Raw genomic sequence first — 17,205 nt, 5'->3', positions numbered from 1 at the left:
TACCCCTACCGCTTCAGCAGCAGGACGGCCCCCGTCGTGTCCTCCCCGCCGTGCGCGGCCGGGTCCGCGGCGAGCCGGCGGCGCAGCAGGTCCACGTACGGGGTGATCAGCTCGGCGCTGACCCCCTGCTCCTCGGTGGTGCGCAGCATGGTGCCGGTGCCCGTGACCTGCATGGCCAGGTTGGACACCACCCCCGAGGTGAAGTCCCGCGAGGTCAGCCGCTCGGCGGCGTTGCCGACGAAGAAGCCCATCGCGCCGAGCCACTCGGACAGCAGCGGGGCCAGGTCCTTCGGGGCGATGTCCTCGCCCTCGATCAGCGCGTAGGCATGCGAGATGCCGGCGAACATCCCCCACATCGCACTGAGCAGCGCCACGTCGTGCAGGGCGGCGTGCCCGGGGTCCTCGCCGACGAAGCGGGAGCCGGCCGGCACCTCCAGGACCGCCCGGCGGGTCTCGAAGAGCGCGCGCGAGCCGCTGTAGAAGACGTACCCGCCGGCCTCGGGGACGCCGATCATCGTCGGCGTGGCCATGATTCCGCCGTCCAGGTACCGGGCGCCGCGCTCCTTCGCCCAGGCGGCGCGGGCGCGCGCCTCGGCCGGGGTGCCGGTGGTGAGGTTGACGAGGTCCTTGCCGGTCAGGTCGACGCCGTCCAGGGCGGAGCCGACGCTCGCGTCGTCGAGCAGACAGACCACGACCAACGCGCTCGCGGCGACCGCTTCGGCCGCGGTCGCGGCGACGGAGGCCCCTTCGGCGGCGGCCGCCGCGGCCTTCGCGGGGGTGCGGTTCCAGACGGTCAGGGAGTGCCCGGCGGCGAGCCAGGTGCGGGCGAGGGCGGTGCCCATGTCACCGAGGCCGAGGAGGGTGAGGGACTGGTGCGCTGTGGTGTCGGTCATGACGCTTAGCCTGTTGGCAGGCGGTGGAGTGCTCAAGTACGCACTTCGGAGTGGGTGGTTACCCCGAGGTGAGCGAGCAGGTGGGGAGGGTGTGCGATGGGTGTGGCACGAAGGCCGGGCGCCGGCGAATGCGGGATCGCCGCGGCGATGTCCGTGATCGACGGCAAGTGGAAGGTGTCGCTCCTGTGGGTGCTGGACCAGCGACCTCACCGTTTCGGTGAACTGCGCAGGCTCGTCCCCGGCGTCTCCGAGAAGGTGCTCGCCGCCCAGCTGCGCGAGCTGGAGGCCGACGGGATCGTGCACCGCGAGGTGTACGACGAGGTCCCGCCGCGCGTCGAGTACTCCCTGACCCCGCTGGGCCAGGACCTGAACGCGGCCCTGGGCCCCCTCGGGGCGTGGGGCAGCAAGCACCTGCTGCCCGACACCGCGTGAGCGTTACGCGCGCGGCTCCACCCACAGCGCCTCGGCGACGGCGCACAGTTCGCCGTCGGCCGTGGCCAGGGCCGTGCCCACGGTGTACTTGCGGCCGGAGGACGACAGCATCCAGGCGTACGAGACGAGCCCCTCGCCCACCGGCACCGGCCGCAGCAGCCGCGCACCGAGCGCGGCGGTGACCGCCCCGGCCCGGCGGCCGTCCAACAGCCGCCCGGCCGCGTTGCCGGGGCAGTCCAGCGCGCCCCACACCAGCTCGGGCGGCAGCAGCCCGTCGGGGCCGCCGAGTCCGGGCGCGGGCGTCCACGCGGCGGCGACCAGCTCGCGGCCCGGCACCGTACCGCAGTGCAGGCGCAGCCCGGTGGCGGGCGTCCGCTCCAGGCCGCAGCCGAAGCAGTCGGCCTGACCGTCCGGCGGGTCCGCCCGGAAGGCCTCGGCCGCCGCCACCGCCCGGTCCCAGGAGGGGGCTTCGGGGCCCTGCGCGGCGGGCGCCTCGGCCGGGGTGGCCACGGCCAGCATCAGCTCACCGTCCGTCAGCTCGCAGCCGCCGTCGGCGGTCACGGCGAGCCGTACCGGTGACCCGGTCGGCACGGGCCGCCGGAAGTCCACCCGTACGTCCTTCGCGGAGGCGCGGGCGGCCAGTACGCCCGCCACGTAGCCGCCGAAGGCCACCCCCGGATATCCGTGGAGGCGTTCCGGAACCGTGATCGTCTCGAAGTCGCTCATGGCGCCCACCTCATCACACCGCGGCCGTCGCGACCGAGGCCGTCACCACCGAGGGGGTACGGTCGTCCGCCTCGGCCAGCAGGGCGCCGCCGGGGGCCCACACGGCCGACCGGCCGCAGCCGGTCCACGGGCCGGCCGGGCCGACGTGGTTGGCGAGGACCACGTACAGGCCGTGCTCGCGGGCGATCCCCGGGTGCACGGTGGCGCGCTCGTGGACCCCGTCGCCCGTGCCGTAGAGGGAGCTCGCCAGGTGCACCCGGCAGCCGTCGGCCGCGCCCCGGCCGGGCAGTTCGGGGAAGTGGTTGTCGAAGCAGACGCCCAGGCAGAAGCGGATCCCGCCGAGTTCGAAGCGCCCGTCGCCCTCGCCGCGCTCGAAGACCTCCCGCTCGTGCCGGTACAGGTGCTGCTTCGCGTACGTCGTCACGTGCGCGCCGTCCGCGTCGTGGACCAGCGTCGCGATGGCCGGGCGCGGGCCGCCGGTGGGCAGGGCGACGTTCACCGCGGTGGCGATCCCGGCGGAGCGCAGCGGATCCAGGCGGGGGTCGTCGGCGGCCGTCCACAGGCGGGGGTCCGCGGCCAGCGCGTCGAGCTCGTAGCCGGTGAGCGCGAGCTCGGGGAACACCACCAGGTCGGCGCCCTGTTCGCGGGCCTGGGCGGCGAGGTCCGCGGCCTGCGCGACATTGGCCCGGACATCGGCGGGGGTACAGGTCAGCTGGGCTGCGGCGATCTTCACCAGGTCAGGATGCCGGCCCGGCGGCGACCTCCACGAGCACGGCCAGGAAGGCGAGGGTGGGGGGAGGCTCGCCCGCGGTGCGGATCAACCTGCATAAAATGCCGGTGTGATCTTCATTGTGGTGAAATTCCCCGTCAAGCCCGAATACGTCGACGCGTGGCCCGACAAGGTCGCGCCGTTCACCCGCGCCACCCGCGCCGAACCCGGGAACCTGTGGTTCGAGTGGTCGCGCAGCCTGGAGGAGCCGAACACCTACGTGCTGGTGGAGGCGTTCCAGGACGGCGCCGCCGAAGCACACGTCACCTCCGAGCACTTCGGCGCCGCGCTGGAGACCATGCGGCCGCTGGTGACCCGTACGCCCGAGATCGTCAGCACCACCATCGAGGGTGCGACCGGCTGGAGCCGGATGGGCGAGCTCCGGATCGACTAGTGCAGTGCCCGGCGGCGTGACCCGGTGAACCTTCCCGGCCACAGCACCGGACACGCCCGGGGGTGCCCCGCGGATCGGGCGGCTCGCGACGGCCGGCCCGGCCCGCGAGGCACCCCTATGCCTTTTCCGGTCCCCGCAGCAGCGTGAGGAAGGACCGGAAGGCGGCGGGCATGTCCACCGACTCGGGCGCCAGCAGCCACTGGTACTGGAGGCCGTCCATGACCGCCGTCAGCAGCGGGGCCACCTGCTCGGGGGTGAGGCCGGAGGGCAGCCGGTCGCCGAACTCGGCGCGCAGCACCGCCGCCATCTCCGCGCGGACCTGGGCGTAGCGCTCGGTGAAGAACTCCCGGGCCGGGTGCCCGTCGGTGACGCTCTCGCCCAGCAGCGCCGAGAAGGTCTGCACGATGCCCGGGCGCATGGCGTTGTACTCGACCAGCGAGTCCAGCAGGTCCAGGCGCCAGCTGTCGGCCGCGGCCCGCGAGCCGCCGCCCGTGTCCCAGCGGTCGCGTTCCTCCAGCACCGCGACCAGCAGCGCCTCCTTGGTCGGGAAGTAGTGCAGCAGGCCCTGCTGGGTCAGGCCCACGCGTTCGGCGACGGCCGCCAGGGACGCACCCCGATAGCCGCGCTCGGCGATGACCTCGACGGCCGCGTGGACGATCTCCCCGCGGCGCTCCTCGCTCCTCGCCCTGACCATCTGCCCGGCACCCCTTCCCGTTCACGTGTTGCGCCTGCCCACAGGACCGTACGGCATCCAAATATCACGAACAGATGACGAACCCTACCGTTCAACAGGTAACAGGTCCACGATGGGGGCACCGCACCGCACCGCACTCAACGAGGAGGCACGGCCGTGACCGATGCCGATCAGGTCCGCGAACAGAGCCGCGAACAGAGCCGCAACGACGCCGTCGAGGCGGCACTGGGCAAACTGGACCTCGACACCAAGGCCCGGCTCCTGGCCGGCCAGGACATGTGGGCCCTGCCCGCCGTCCCGGCGATCGGGCTGGAGTCCTTGGTCTTCTCCGACGGGCCCATCGGGGTCCGCGGCGTTCGCTGGACCGCCGACGACCCGTCCGTCGCCCTGCCGTCCCCGACCGCGCTCGCCGCCGCCTGGGACCCGGAACTCGCCCGCCGCGCCGGCCGGCTCCTCGCCCAGGAGGCCCGCCGCAAGGGCGTGCACGTGCTCCTCGCGCCCACCGTCAACCTGCACCGCTCCCCGCTCGGCGGCCGACACTTCGAGTGCTACTCCGAGGACCCGTACCTCACCGGCGCCGTCGGCGCGGGCTATGTGAACGGCGTCCAGGACGGCGGGGTCGGCACCACCGTCAAGCACTTCGTCGGCAACGACGCGGAGACCGACCGGTTCACCGTCGACAGCGTCATCGCCCCGCGCCCGCTGCGCGAGCTGTACCTGGCGCCGTTCGAGGCCATCGTCGCCAACGCCCACCCGTGGGGCATCATGACCGCCTACAACCAGGTCAACGGCACGACCATGACCGAGCACCAGTACCTCGTGAACGAGGTGCTGCGCGCCGAATGGGGCTTCGACGGCTGCAACGTCTCCGACTGGATGGCCGCCCGCTCCACCACCGGCGACATCCTGGGCGGCATGGACGTGGCCATGCCCGGCCCCACCACCGTCTACGGCCCCGCCCTCGCCGAGGCCGTCCGCGCCGGCGAGGTCCCCGAGTCCGCCGTCGACGACGCCGTGCGCAACGTCCTGCGCCTCGCCGCCCGCGTCGGGATCCTGGAGGGCGCCCCCGCCGTCGTGGTGGACGCCCCGGACCCGATCGACGGCCAGGCGCTGGCCCGCGAGCTCGCCGTCCGCGGCTTCGTCCTGGTCCGCAACGAGGGGGCGCTGCCGCTCGACGCGGCCGCCGGCGGCACGGTCGCCCTCTCGGGCGCGGCCGCCCGCGCCGCCCGCATCCTCGGCGGCGGTAGCGCCACCGTCTTCCCCGAACGGCTGATCGCCCCTCTCGAGGGACTCACCGCCGCCCTCCCCGAGGGCGCCCTCACCTACAGCGTCGGCGCCGACCCCTCCGACGAGCTCACCGCCGCCGGCCAGGGCTTCGAGCTCCACGCCGTCTGCCGCGACGCCGCCGGGACCGTCCTCGGCGAGGGCGGCCTGCCCTCCGGCCAGGTCCAGTGGATCGGCGACGACCTGCCCGCGGGGGTCACGTACGAGACCATGGCGAGCATCGAGGTGCGCGGAACGTTCGTGCCGCGCGAGAGCGGCGAGCACGCCTTCGGCACCAGAGGACTCGGCGCCTTCACCCTCCGCGTCGGCGGTGAGACCCTGTGGAGGGGCATCCAGGAGATGGGCAACGAGGCCGACCCCTTCGAGGCCTTCTTCGGCGCCCCCAGCGAGCGGGCCCGGCTCACCCTCGTCGAGGGCGAGCCCGTCGAGGTGTCCCTGACCTTCCAGGTTCCCGACATGTCCGCGCTGCCGCTCAGGGCGATCATGTTCTCGCTGCTCCACCTCGGCCCGCGGCGCGACGCCGACGAGCTGATCGCCGAGGCCGTGGCCGCCGCGCGCGAGGCCGACACCGCCGTCGTGGTCGTCGCCACCACCGAGCGCGTGGAGTCCGAGGGCTTCGACCGCCAGGACCTCGCCCTCCCGGGCCGCCAGGACGACCTCGTGCGCGCCGTCGCCGCCGTCAACCCCAACACCGTGGTCGTCGTCAACGCGGGCTCCCCGGTGGAACTGCCTTGGCGGGGCGAGGTCGCCGCCGTCCTGCTGAGCTGGTTCCCCGGACAGGAGGGCGGGGCCGCGCTGGCCGACGTACTTTTCGGCCACGCGGAGCCGGGCGGGCGGCTGCCCACCACCTGGCCCGCCCGGTTCGCGGACGCGCCCGTCACCGAGGTCGTCCCCACCGACGGGCGACTGGAGTACGGCGAGGGGCTCTTCATCGGCTACCGGGCGTACGAGAAGCACGGCGTGACCCCCGGCTACCCCTTCGGGCACGGCCTCGGCTACACCGATTGGACGTACGACTCCCTGGAGGTCACCGCCGATACGGTCCGGGTCCGCCTCACCAACACCGGCGCCCGCCCCGGCCGCGAGGTCGTCCAGGTCTACCTGGCGCCCGAGCGGGACGGCGTGGAGCGTCCGGCGAGCTGGCTGGCCGCCTTCGCGAGTGTGGAGGCGGGCCCCGGCGAGAGCGTCGAGACCGAGATCCCGCTGCCCGCCCGGGCCTTCGAGATCTGGGACGAGGAGGCCCGCGGCTGGCGCCGGATCGGCGGCACCTACGAGGTCCGAGCGAGCCACTCGCACGCCGACACCCGGCTGACCGCGACGCTCGACCTCGCATGACACGCCGTATGGCCGGAAATCACCCCTGAGAATCGGTCCGGGGGCGGGTCCTGACCCCCGCCCCCGGGTCCTCCGCGCGCCGGGGCGTCAACGCGGCGGTTCGGCCGCCGTCACCTGGCGGTGCGCCAGTTCCGCGAGCCGCGCCTGCCCGTCCTTGCCCGGGTGGAACCAGTCCCAGCGGCTCAACTGATCCGCCGCGAACGGGTACTGGAACACCGCGCCGCCGTCGTAGCGGCACAGAGGATCCTTTCCGCAGACCTCGCGCAGCACCTCGTTGTACTCCACCACCCGCGCCCGCACCTGCTCGCGCCGAGCCGTCGCCCCCGTGGCCGCCGACAGCGGGTCGGCGAGCATGGACTGACAGATGCCCAGCTTCCAGATCTGCCGCACCATCGGCAGGTCCTTGCCCTGCTCCCACAGTCGCTGCAGGTCCGGCACGCTGGAGACGTACACCTGGGAGGCGGGCGAGGCGGCCCGCAGGTCCGCGATCGCCTTCTCGAATCCGGCCCGGAACTCCGCCACCGGGGTCATCGACGAAGCCGTGGGCCGGCAGGCGTCGTTCGAGCCCACCATGACCGTGACCAGGTCGGGCTTGTGCGCGGCGGCCCCGGCCAACTGTGCCGGCAGGTCCGCCATGCGCGAACCGGTCACCGCGTAGTTCCAGCTCCGGGCGGGCACCTCGGCGTCCCCGAGCAGACGGGCCGCCAGCGAGCGGACCGCCGGATCGTTCCCGGTGGCCCAGGAGGCCTCCGGGCAGTCGGCCAGCACCGAACAGGCATCGAACCCCCGCGTGATGGAGTCACCGACCGCGGCGATCGAGGTGGGCTTGGTGTTCCAGCGCGGCGCGCTCTGCGCCCCGCGTTCGCCACCCTGTTCGCCCGACCCGCCCGAGCTGCACCCGGTGGCCGTCCCGGCCAGCAGGACGACCGCGGCGCCCACGCCCGCGAGCGTCCGGCGCGCGCGGCGGCGCGGAGCGGTGGTGCGCATGGGAAGGGCCCCTCTTTGTCGTCCCCTCATCGTTCGGGGGGTCCTGCTGAGTGAAAGCTCTGTGTTTACGGGTCTGGTAGCGACCGTACGTCACACCATGACCCCTGGCGCACGGTAGCTTTTTCCCGTGGCGTTTCGGCCGCAGGTCCCGTAGCGCAATGTCAAATAATTTCCGTTACATTACATCACGTCACATACTGTCCGTTTTCTGGAGTTTATTCCCGACCTCGTCCCACACTGGAGGTCCCGGTGACGACACGTGGAGTTCTGTACGTGCATTCCGCACCGCGCGCGCTCTGCCCGCACGTGGAATGGGCTGTTGCGGGCGTGCTCGGGGTGCGGGTGAACCTCGACTGGATCAGACAGCCCGCCTCCCCCGGCACCTGGAGAGCCGAGTTCTCCTGGCAGGCCGAAGTGGGCACCGCCTCGAAGCTCGCGTCCGCGCTGCGCGGCTGGCACCTGCTGCGCTTCGAGGTGACCGCGGAACCCTGCCCGACCGCCGAGGGCGAGCGCTACAGCTCCACCCCGGAGCTCGGCATCTTCCACGCCGTCACCGGCATGCACGGCGACATCCTGATCCCGGAGGACCGGCTGCGCGCCGCCCTCGCCCGGTCCGCGCACGGCGAGACCGACCTGGAGGCGGAGATCGCCAAGCTGCTCGGCAAGCCCTGGGACGACGAACTGGAGCCCTTCCGCTACGCGGGCGAGGGCGCCCCCGTCCGCTGGCTCCACCAGGTGGTTTAGCCCGACCACGCGAAAAGCCCACCCAGGATCCTGGGTGGGCCTTTCGCGTAGCTCGGACGTACTAGACCGTGCGGAACGCCAGGGTCACGTTGTGGCCGCCGAAGCCGAAGGAGTTGTTGATCGCGGAGATCGGGCCGTCGGCCGGCAGCTTGCGGGGCTCGCCGACGACGATGTCCGCGTCGATGTCCTCGTCGAGCTCGTCGACGTTGATCGTCGGCGGGGCCAGCCGGTTGTACAGCGCCAGCACGGTCGCGACGGTCTCGATACCGCCCGCGCCACCCAGCAGGTGACCCGTCATCGACTTGGTCGCGGAGATCGCGATGTGGTCGAGGTCGTCGCCCAGCACCTTGCGCAGGGCCTTCAGCTCGGCCGTGTCACCCTGCGGGGTCGAGGTGGCGTGCGCGTTCAGGTGGACCAGCTCGGCCGGGTCGAGACCCGTGTTGTCGAGCAGGTTCTGCACCGCGGCCGCGACACCGCGGCCGGTCGGCTCCGGCTGCGCGATGTGGTGGCTGTCCGCGGACAGGCCCTGGCCCAGCACCTCGCAGTAGACCCGGGCGCCGCGCGCGGCGGCGTGCTCGGCGGACTCCAGGACGACGACGCCCGCGCCCTCGCCCAGTACGAAGCCGTCACGGGCCTTGTCGTACGGACGCGAGGCCTGCTCGGGGTTCTCGTTGTTCTTGGACATCGCCATCATGTTGGCGAACGCGGCGATCGGCAGCGGGTGGATCGCCGCCTCGGTGCCGCCGGCGACGACCACGTCGGCGCGGCCGGACCGGATCATCTCGACGGCGTAGCCGATGGCCTCGGCGCCGGACGCGCAGGCGCTGACCGGAGTGTGCACGCCCGCCTGGGCGTTGACCTCCAGGCCGACGTTGGCCGACGGGCCGTTCGGCATGAGCATGGGGACGGTGTGCGGGGAGACCCGACGCACACCCTTGTCCTTCAGGACGTCGTACTGGTCGAGCAGGGTGGTGACACCGCCGATACCGGAGGCGATCACGGTGCCCAGACGCTCGGGCGCGATGAAGGCGCCCTCTTCCGTCTCTTCGCCGGCCGGGGTGGTGTAACCCGCGTCGGCCCAGGCCTCGCGGGCCGCGATGATGGCGAACTGCGCCGAGCGGTCCAGCTTGCGGGCCAGCGGCCGGGGCAGGACGTCGTTCGGGTCGACGGCGGCCCGAGCGGCGATGCGTACCGGGAGTTCGGCGAAGCGCTCGCCCTCCAGGGGCTTCACGCCGGAGCGGCCGGCAAGCAGACCTTCCCAGGTCGAAGCGCTGTCGCCACCCAGCGGAGTGGTTGCGCCGATACCGGTGACGACCACGGTGCGATTGGTCGGGCTCACAGGAATTCTTTCTCCACGTCTCAGGGGGTGCTGAATTGTCACGGCGCCACCGCCAGGTGGCGACAAACGCTCGTCAGGCTCAGGCCTGGTGCTTCAGGATGTAGTCAGCGGCATCGCCGACCGTCTTGAGGTTCTTGACGTCCTCGTCCGGGATCTTGACGTCGAAGCGCTCTTCGGCGGCGACGACGACCTCGACCATGGAGAGCGAGTCGACGTCCAGGTCGTCGGTGAAGGACTTCTCGATCGCGACGTCCTCGGTGGGGATACCGGCGATCTCGTTGACGATCTCCGCGAGACCCTCGACGATCTCTTCCTGCGTGGCGGCCATGTGGCGCTCCTTCTCTAGCTGACTGATGTGGAACAGGGTGGGATGTGGATCCCGGCCCTAGGGGAGGGTAACGACCGTCGCGGCGTAGACGAGTCCCGCCCCGAAGCCGATGACGAGCGCGGTGTCGCCGCTCTTCGCCGCTCCGGTCGCCAGGAGCCGCTCCATAGCGAGCGGGATCGAGGCGGCCGAGGTGTTGCCGGTGGTCTCCACGTCACGGGCGACCGTGACGTGCTCCGGCAGCTTCAGAGTCTTCACCATCGAGTCGATGATCCGCATGTTCGCCTGGTGCGGGATGAAGACGTCCAGGTCGTCCGCGGTGATCCCGGCGGCGTCGAGCGCCTGCTGGGCCACCTTGGCCATCTCGAAGACGGCCCAGCGGAAGACCGCCTGACCCTCCTGGGTGATGGCCGGAAACTTCTCGCCGCCGTCCTTGCCGAGGTACTCGTCCCACGGCACGGTCTGCTTGATCGTCTCGGACTTGTCGCCCTCGGAACCCCACACCGTGGGGCCGATGGCCGGCTCGTCCGAGGGGCCGACGATCACGGCGCCGGCGCCGTCACCGAACAGGAAGGCCGTCGCGCGGTCCTCCAGGTCGGTCAGGTCCGAGAGCCGTTCCACGCCGATGACGAGGACGTACTCGGCGGAGCCTTCCACCACCATGCCCTTGGCCAGGGTCAGGCCGTAGCCGAAACCGGCACAGCCGGCGGAGATGTCGAAGGCCGCGGGCTTGCCCGCGCCGATCCGGTGCGCGATCTCGGTCGCGACGGCCGGGGTCTGCTTGAAGTGCGAGACCGTCGAGACGATCACGGCACCGATCTGCTCCGGGGCGACACCGGCGTCGGCCAGCGCCTTCCCCGACGCCTCCACCGACATCGCGGCGACGGTCTCCTGCGGGGAGGCCCAGTGCCGGGTCGCGATGCCGGAGCGGGAACGGATCCACTCGTCGGACGAGTCGATGGTCTCGAGGATGACCTCGTTGGGCACCACACGGGTCGGGCGGTAGCCGCCGACACCGAGGATGCGGGCGTAAGGGGAGCCCTTGGCCGGCTTGATCTTGGACATGCTGTGTGGGCTCCTTCTCTCAGACCGTCAGATCGGCGATGAGCGCCGCGGCCTTGTCGAGATCGTCCGGGGTCTTCAGACCCACGCTCGGTACGCCCTTCAGCGCGCGCTTGGCCAGGCCCGTCAGGGTGCCACCGGGGCAGAGCTCGATGATTCCCGTCACGCCCAGCTCGGCGAACGTCTCCATGCACAGGTCCCAGCGGACCGGGTTGGCGACCTGACCGACCAGGCGGGCGACGACGTCGGCGCCCGTGGTGACGACGAGGCCGTCCCTGTTGGAGACGTACTTCAGCGCCGGGTCCGCCGGAGTGAGGGCCTCGGCGGCCTTCTCCAGCGTGGCGACCGCGGGGGCCATGTGGTGCGTGTGGAAGGCGCCCGCGACCTTGAGGGCGACGACCTTGGTGGAGCCTTCGGGCTTGTCGGCCCCCAGAGCGGCGATCTGCTCCATCGTGCCGGCGGCCACGATCTGACCCGCGCCGTTGATGTTGGCGGGCGTCAGACCCAGCTTCTCCAGGTGTGCGACGACCACGTCACGGTCACCGCCGAGGACCGCGGCCATGCCGGTCTCGGTGACGGCGGCGGCCTCGGCCATGCCCAGACCGCGGGTCCGCACGAACGACAGCGCGTCGGCCTCGGACAGCACGCCGGCGTAGGCGGCGGCGGTGATCTCACCGACGCTGTGGCCCGCGACGGCGCCGAAGGCGGCCGGGGAACCGAGCGCGGACGCGGACAGCAGGCCCGCGGCCACCAGCAGGGGCTGGGCCACCGCCGTGTCGCGGATCGCGTCGGCGTCGGCGGTCGTGCCGTAGTGGGCAAGGTCCAGCCCGATGGCGTCCGACCACGCGGCGACGCGGTCTGCGGCACCGGGAAGTTCGAGCCAGGGGGTCAAGAAGCCGGGCGTCTGAGCGCCTTGGCCGGGAGCGACGAGTACGAGCACCCTCACACTCTCTCTTGTGGATGGTCCCTGCCGCCCGTGGGGACAGGGACCAAGAACCGTCGGGGTAATTGTTGATGTCCGACAAAAGTCTAGGACTGGGGGTCACCGTCGGCCAGACGCCCCAGAATCAGGGCGATCCGCAAGGTGAACGCCGATCGGACATCGGACGGCGACCATCCGGTGACGTCGGTCACACGTCGCAGCCGGTAGCGCACCGTATTGGGGTGCACGAACAGCATGCGCGCCGCCCCTTCCAGGCTGCTCGCCTGTTCCAGGTAGACGCTCAAGGTCTCCAGCAGCGCCGAGCCCGCCTCCTCAAGCGGTCTGTAGATCTCCTCCACCAGCTGTTCCCTGGCAGCCGGATCGGAAGCGATCGCGCGTTCCGGCAGGAGATCATCCGCCAGGACCGGCCGCGGCGCGTCCTGCCACGCCGTACAGGCCTTCAGTCCCGCCGCCGCGGCCTGCGCCGACTTCGTCGCGTTCAACAGGTCGGCCACCACCGGCCCGGCCACCACCGGACCCGCCGCGAACGGTCCGATCAGCGACTTCGCCACCTGGATCGGGTTGTCGCTGCCACCCGCGATGACCACCAGCCGGTCCCCGAGCACACCCGTGAGGACCTGGAGCTTGTGGTGACGGGCCGCGCGCCGGATCGCCTCGACCGTCAGCTCGCTGTCGCCCTCCGGCGCGGTGCCGAGCACCACGCACACGTGCTCGGGGGAGTTCCAACCCAGCGCCGCCGCCCGCGACAGCGCGCCCTCGTCCGCCTCGCCGGACAGCACCGCGTTGACGACCAGGGACTCCAGCCGGGCGTCCCACGCCCCGCGCGCCTCCGCGGCCTGCGCGTACACCTGGGCGGTCGCGAACGCGATCTCCCGGGCGTACACCAGCAGCGCCTCGCGCAGGATCGACTCGTCGCCCGGGGCCGCCACCTCCTCGATCGCGGCCTCCATGACCTCGATCGTGGTGCGGACCATCTCCACGGTCTGCCGCAGCGTGATCGCGCGGGTCAGCTCGCGCGGAGCCGTTCCGAAGACATCGGTGGAGATGGCCTGCGGGGTCTCCGGGTGCCTGAACCATTCCGTGAACGCGGCGATACCGGCCTGGGCGACCAGGCCGATCCACGACCGGTTCTCGGGCGGCATCGCCCGGTACCACGGCAGGGTCTCGTCCATGCGCGCGATCGCGTTGGCGGCCAGCCGGCCCGCGGACTTCTCCAGTCGGCGGAGCGTCGCGGTGTGCGGATGGGCGGGTACGGGATGCGCGGCATGTGTGGCGGGCGAATGCTCACGTTCGGGTTGGGACACGTGACAAGACTGCCTTATCGGGACGGGTACGCGGAGTCCGGTCCCGCCCGTGGCCCGCGCCCCGGCCCCCGACGGGGTCTACCGTGGCGTCCATGATTGATGTTCGCCCCGGCGCCGACCGCTACGAGGGTGGGGACCCGGCCTCCGGGATCGCCACCCGGCACGCCTTCTCCTTCGGCTCCTTCTACGACCCGGACAACCTGCGCTTCGGTCCGGTGCTCGCCTGCAACGAGGAGACCCTCGCGCCCGGCGCCGGCTTCGACGAGCACCCGCACAGCCACACCGAGATCGTGACCTGGGTGATCGAGGGCGAACTCACCCACCAGGACAGCACCGGCGAGAAGAGCGTGGTGCGGCCCGGGGACGTGCAGCGGCTGAGCGCCGGATCCGGGGCCCGGCACGTGGAACGCAACGACGGCACCGGGCGGCTGCGCTTCGTGCAGATGTGGCTCGCGCCCCTCACGGCGGGCGGCGAGCCCGCGTACGGGGTCGTCCGGGAGATCGCCGACGCCGCGCCCTACGAGGTCCCCGCGGCCGGCGCCGTCCTGCACGTCCGGCGGCCCGGCGCGGGCGAGCGGGTCGCCGTACCCGCGGCGGACCGGGTGTACCTGCACGTGGTGCGCGGGGACCTGCGCCTGGACGGGGCCGAGCTGGGCCCCGGGGATTCGGTGCGCATCACCGGCGAGCGGGACCTGGAGGTCGTCGCCGGGTCCCCGGGGGAGCTGCTGATCTGGGAGTTCCCCGACCCGCCGGCACCGGCGGCCTCCTGACGACCTACCCGTGGGTGCGCAGCTCGGCCAGCACCGCGTCGGTGAACGGGGTCCATGCCTCGGCCGCCCACGGGCCGAAGGGGCGGTCGGTCAGTGCCACGCACGCGGCGCGCGCGTCCGGGTCCACCCACAGGAAGGTGCCGGCCTGGCCGAAGTGGCCGAAGGTGCGCGGCGAGGAGGAAACGCCCGTCCAGTGCGGGGACTTGTGGTCGCGGATCTCCAGGCCGAGGCCCCAGTCGTTGGGGGACTGGTGTCCGTAGCCGGGGAGGACGCCCTTGAGTCCGGGGTGGACGACCGAGGTGGCCTCGGCGACCGTACGGACGTCCAGCAGTCGCGGCGCCTGCAGCTCGGCGGCGAACCGCAGCAGGTCGGTGACGGTGGAGACGCCGTCCTTGGCGGGCGAGCCCTCCAGGGTGGTCCGCGTCATGCCCAGCGGCTCGAAGACCGCCTGGTGCAGGTACTCCGCGAAGGGGATGCCGGTGGCCTTGGCGATATGGTCGCCGAGCTCCTCGAAACCGGCGTTCGAGTACAGCCGGCGCTGCCCGGCCGGGGCCGCCACCCGGTGCTCGTCGAAGGCCAGGCCGCTGGTGTGCGCGAGCAGATGACGGACCGTCGACCCCTCGGGCCCGGCCGGCTCGTCCAGCTCGATCGCCCCCTCCTCGTACGCGACGAGGGCGGCGTACGCGGCGAGCGGCTTGGTGACCGACGCCAGGGCGAACCGGTGGTCGACGGGCCCGTGGGAGCCCGCCAGGCTCCCGTCGGCCCGTACGACGGCCGCCGCGGCGGTCGGTACCGGCCAGGTCTCGATGATCCGCAGGCTTTCCATGCCGTTCTCGGCCTCCACGCTGTCCATGGCGCCGAGCCTACTTGCTTGGAGTGCACTCAAGGGATTTAGCGTGGAGTCATGAGCCAGAGCCTGACGCAGACGCGGTACACGATCAGCGAGGTCGAGGCCCGGACCGGTCTGACCCAGCACACCCTGCGCTGGTACGAGCGGATCGGCCTGATGCCGCACGTGGACCGCTCGCACTCGGGGCAGCGGCGCTTCACCGACAAGGACCTCGACTGGCTCGGCTTCGTGGGCAAGCTGCGGGCCACGGGGATGTCGGTGGCGGACATGGTGCGGTACGCCGAACTGGTCCGCGAGGGCGAGCACACCACGGACGAACGCCGGGAGCTGCTGGAACGCACGCGCCGCGAGGTGCGCTCGCGCATCACGGAGCTCACGGACGCGCTCGCCGTACTGGATTACAAGATCGATATGTACGCCATGAAAACGGTATCGGGGAAGGCACAGCAATGACGGAGCACGGCACCACCCTCGAACAGGTCGAGCTCGGCAAGGGCGGCCCGCTGGTAGGCGTCCAGGGCCTCGGCTGCATGGGCATGAGCGAGTTCTACGGCGACACCGACGAGGCGGCGGCCCGGGAGACCCTGGAGGCGGCACTGGCCGCCGGGGTCACCCTCTTCGACACCGCCGACATCTACGGGCGGGGGCGCAACGAGGAGTTCCTGGCGCCCTTCGTGGCCGCCCACCGCGACGAGATCACACTGGCGACGAAGTTCGCGATAGAGCGCTCCGACGACCCGCGGTACCGGGGCATCCGCAACGACCGCGCCTACATCCGCGCGGCCGTGGAGGCCAGCCTGCGCCGGCTCGGCGTGGACGTCATCGACCTGTACTACATGCACCGGCGCGACCCGGCCGTGCCCTTCGCCGAGTCGGTCGGTGCCATGGCGGAGCTGGTCGACGAGGGCAAGGTGCGCCACCTCGGCCTCAGCGAGGTCACCGGAGCGGAGCTGCGCGAGGCGCACGCCGTGCACCCGATCGCGGCGCTCCAGTCGGAGTGGTCGCTGTTCAGCCGGGACGTGGAGCGCAGCGCGGTGGGCGCGGCGGCGGAGCTGGGCGTGGCCGTCGCGGCGTACTCCCCGCTCGGCCGGGGCTTCTTGACCGGCTCCTTCGCCGACGCGTCCGCGGAGCTGTCGCAGGACGACTTCCGGCGCCACCAGCCGCGGTTCAACGGCGACAACGCGAAGGTCAACGCGGAGCTGCTGGTCCCGGTCCGGGAGATCGCCCGGCAGCACGACGCGACCCCGGCGCAGATCGCCCTGGCCTGGGTGCAGCAGCGGGCGAAGGTGCACGGGCTGACCGTGGTCCCGATCCCCGGCACCCGCAAGCCCGGACGGCTGCGCGAGAACACCGGGGCGACCCGGATCACCCTCACGCAGGCCGAGCTGGATCGGCTGGAGCCGATCGCCGCGCAGGTGGCCGGGGACCGCTACCCGGACATGAGCTTCACCTCGGTGGCCCGGGAGGCCTGAGCCGCCGGGCCCCGCTCAGAGCGACTCGGCGGCGAACCGGTCCCGCAGCGCCGCGTACTCCGCGTCCGTGAGCAGCCCCGCCGTGTGCAGCTCGCTCAGGTGCCGCAGCCGGTCGTCGCCGGAGCGGGCCCGCGGCACGGCGGCCACCGGGGTACGGGCGCGCAGGGCGGCGAGCACGGCCGCGGCGAACGGCAGCGACTCGTGCACCGCCCCGTAGCCCGTGCCGAAGACGGCCGCCGCCAGGTCGTGGTCCGGGCGGGGGTCACCGGTGGTGTCCCGCAGCAGCAGCCGAAGGTGCCCGCCGGGGCCCTCCGGGGAGGACCATTCGACGCCGGTGAGGGCGGCCAGCGGGAATTGCTGGTCGCCCGCCTTCCACTTGGCGCTGGAGGCACCCGTACGGGACCAGTTGAAGGTGATCGCCGAGCCGTCGAAGCCCACCCGGGCGTCGTACGCCTTCAGGCGCAGCGGCGGCTGCGGTACGTCGACGAGGAAGCGTTCGGACGGCTCGGCGGCATCCGGCCCGAGCCGGGACCGCAGCGCGTCGGCGAACGCGGCGGCGGCCGGCGCCTTGTCGGCGGGCAGCACCAGCCGGTACGGGTCGCAGGCCTCCTTGAGCTGCCCGGCGGCGGCCTCCATCAGCGGGTCCGCGCCCGGCCGCGGCAGGGCATGCAGGACCACCGTGTCCCGCTTGCCGCCGGTCACGGTCATCTCCACGGCGGACACCGCTTCGAGGGGGATCCGGCGAGAGCCCAGCGCATGCCAGAGTCTTGGCAGCCTCGGCGTTCTGATCCCCCGTGCGAAGCGGATGAGCACCGAGTCCGATTCGAACTCCCAGACGGCATGATTTCCGGCCAGTACGTCACCCATGCGGCACATCGTAAA

19 protein-coding genes are annotated in these 17,205 nt (G+C 72.3%); 7 read left to right on the top strand and 12 right to left on the bottom strand.

Going from position 1 to position 17,205, the window contains the following annotated elements; genetic code table 11:
- Window positions 1-5: 5 nt before the first annotated feature.
- Complete coding sequence (locus ACGFYY_RS25715; protein WP_365266502.1) at window positions 6-893, bottom strand: NAD(P)-binding domain-containing protein; 888 nt, start codon at window positions 891-893, stop codon at window positions 6-8.
- A gap of 96 nt (window positions 894-989) precedes the next feature.
- Here ACGFYY_RS25715 and ACGFYY_RS25710 point away from each other — a divergent pair, with 96 nt between their 5' ends.
- Window positions 990-1,325, top strand: coding sequence for a winged helix-turn-helix transcriptional regulator (locus tag ACGFYY_RS25710; RefSeq protein WP_393712764.1), 336 nt, complete (start codon window positions 990-992; stop codon window positions 1,323-1,325).
- Window positions 1,326-1,328: 3 nt separating this feature from the next.
- Here ACGFYY_RS25710 and ACGFYY_RS25705 read toward each other — a convergent pair whose 3' ends face one another.
- Entirely contained in the window at window positions 1,329-2,051 is a 723-nt protein-coding gene (locus ACGFYY_RS25705) for a hypothetical protein (protein WP_393712762.1), read from the bottom strand.
- A gap of 13 nt (window positions 2,052-2,064) precedes the next feature.
- Window positions 2,065-2,784 carry a carbon-nitrogen hydrolase family protein gene (locus tag ACGFYY_RS25700; RefSeq protein WP_365266495.1) on the bottom strand — a complete coding sequence of 240 codons (720 nt, stop codon included), beginning with the start codon at window positions 2,782-2,784 and terminating at the stop codon, window positions 2,065-2,067.
- Window positions 2,785-2,890: 106 nt separating this feature from the next.
- On the opposite strand from ACGFYY_RS25700, the gene ACGFYY_RS25695 reads away from it, so the two are divergent.
- The gene (locus ACGFYY_RS25695; RefSeq protein WP_365266492.1) at window positions 2,891-3,214 is read left to right on the top strand and encodes a putative quinol monooxygenase; all 324 of its coding nucleotides are present in this window, start codon (window positions 2,891-2,893) and stop codon (window positions 3,212-3,214) included.
- Window positions 3,215-3,329: 115 nt separating this feature from the next.
- Here ACGFYY_RS25695 and ACGFYY_RS25690 read toward each other — a convergent pair whose 3' ends face one another.
- Window positions 3,330-3,908: a TetR/AcrR family transcriptional regulator gene (locus ACGFYY_RS25690; RefSeq protein ID WP_365266490.1), complete on the bottom strand. Its 579-nt coding sequence runs from the start codon at window positions 3,906-3,908 to the stop codon at window positions 3,330-3,332.
- Window positions 3,909-4,064: 156 nt separating this feature from the next.
- On the opposite strand from ACGFYY_RS25690, the gene ACGFYY_RS25685 reads away from it, so the two are divergent.
- Entirely contained in the window at window positions 4,065-6,527 is a 2,463-nt protein-coding gene (locus ACGFYY_RS25685) for a beta-glucosidase (protein ID WP_393712758.1), read from the top strand.
- Window positions 6,528-6,614: 87 nt separating this feature from the next.
- Here ACGFYY_RS25685 and ACGFYY_RS25680 read toward each other — a convergent pair whose 3' ends face one another.
- On the bottom strand, window positions 6,615-7,514 hold the full coding sequence (locus ACGFYY_RS25680) for an SGNH/GDSL hydrolase family protein (protein WP_393712756.1): 900 nt from the start codon (window positions 7,512-7,514) through the stop codon (window positions 6,615-6,617).
- A 249-nt stretch (window positions 7,515-7,763) separates the two neighbouring features.
- On the opposite strand from ACGFYY_RS25680, the gene ACGFYY_RS25675 reads away from it, so the two are divergent.
- Window positions 7,764-8,258, top strand: coding sequence for a DUF3145 domain-containing protein (locus ACGFYY_RS25675; protein ID WP_365278905.1), 495 nt, complete (start codon window positions 7,764-7,766; stop codon window positions 8,256-8,258).
- Between the two features lie 61 nt (window positions 8,259-8,319).
- Here the strand turns inward: ACGFYY_RS25675 and ACGFYY_RS25670 are convergent, their stop codons facing one another.
- The 5 genes from ACGFYY_RS25670 to ACGFYY_RS25650 all read right to left on the bottom strand — a co-directional run bounded on the left by ACGFYY_RS25670 (window position 8,320) and on the right by ACGFYY_RS25650 (window position 13,231).
- Window positions 8,320-9,597 carry a beta-ketoacyl-[acyl-carrier-protein] synthase family protein gene (locus ACGFYY_RS25670; RefSeq protein WP_393712754.1) on the bottom strand — a complete coding sequence of 426 codons (1,278 nt, stop codon included), beginning with the start codon at window positions 9,595-9,597 and terminating at the stop codon, window positions 8,320-8,322.
- Window positions 9,598-9,676: 79 nt separating this feature from the next.
- Window positions 9,677-9,925 (bottom strand): acyl carrier protein, encoded by a 249-nt coding sequence (locus ACGFYY_RS25665; RefSeq protein WP_030009997.1) that lies wholly within the window; start codon window positions 9,923-9,925, stop codon window positions 9,677-9,679.
- A 57-nt stretch (window positions 9,926-9,982) separates the two neighbouring features.
- A complete protein-coding gene (locus ACGFYY_RS25660; RefSeq protein ID WP_365278911.1) occupies window positions 9,983-10,987 on the bottom strand; it encodes a ketoacyl-ACP synthase III in 1,005 nt (334 codons plus the stop codon).
- Window positions 10,988-11,006: 19 nt separating this feature from the next.
- Window positions 11,007-11,924: an ACP S-malonyltransferase gene (locus ACGFYY_RS25655; protein ID WP_393712752.1), complete on the bottom strand. Its 918-nt coding sequence runs from the start codon at window positions 11,922-11,924 to the stop codon at window positions 11,007-11,009.
- Between the two features lie 89 nt (window positions 11,925-12,013).
- On the bottom strand, window positions 12,014-13,231 hold the full coding sequence (locus ACGFYY_RS25650) for a helix-turn-helix domain-containing protein (protein ID WP_365278917.1): 1,218 nt from the start codon (window positions 13,229-13,231) through the stop codon (window positions 12,014-12,016).
- A gap of 92 nt (window positions 13,232-13,323) precedes the next feature.
- Between ACGFYY_RS25650 and ACGFYY_RS25645 the strand changes: the two genes are divergently transcribed.
- Entirely contained in the window at window positions 13,324-14,001 is a 678-nt protein-coding gene (locus ACGFYY_RS25645) for a pirin family protein (protein ID WP_393712749.1), read from the top strand.
- A gap of 4 nt (window positions 14,002-14,005) precedes the next feature.
- On the opposite strand, the gene ACGFYY_RS25640 is transcribed toward ACGFYY_RS25645, so the two are convergent.
- A complete protein-coding gene (locus ACGFYY_RS25640) occupies window positions 14,006-14,827 on the bottom strand; it encodes a serine hydrolase domain-containing protein (protein WP_393712876.1) in 822 nt (273 codons plus the stop codon).
- Between the two features lie 78 nt (window positions 14,828-14,905).
- Between ACGFYY_RS25640 and ACGFYY_RS25635 the strand changes: the two genes are divergently transcribed.
- Complete coding sequence (locus tag ACGFYY_RS25635) at window positions 14,906-15,304, top strand: MerR family transcriptional regulator (RefSeq protein ID WP_365278923.1); 399 nt, start codon at window positions 14,906-14,908, stop codon at window positions 15,302-15,304.
- Window positions 15,301-16,323 (top strand): aldo/keto reductase, encoded by a 1,023-nt coding sequence (locus ACGFYY_RS25630; protein WP_365278926.1) that lies wholly within the window; start codon window positions 15,301-15,303, stop codon window positions 16,321-16,323. Before ACGFYY_RS25635 ends, ACGFYY_RS25630 begins: the two co-directional genes overlap by 4 nt.
- Before the next feature lie 15 nt (window positions 16,324-16,338).
- On the opposite strand, the gene ACGFYY_RS25625 is transcribed toward ACGFYY_RS25630, so the two are convergent.
- Window positions 16,339-17,199: a DUF4429 domain-containing protein gene (locus ACGFYY_RS25625; protein ID WP_393712746.1), complete on the bottom strand. Its 861-nt coding sequence runs from the start codon at window positions 17,197-17,199 to the stop codon at window positions 16,339-16,341.
- Window positions 17,200-17,205: the final 6 nt, after the last annotated feature.

Origin of the sequence: Streptomyces sp. NPDC048331, assembly GCF_043201215.1 — a bacterium.
Classification (GTDB): domain Bacteria; phylum Actinomycetota; class Actinomycetes; order Streptomycetales; family Streptomycetaceae; genus Streptomyces.
This window is presented reverse-complemented; position numbering and strand designations above follow the sequence as displayed.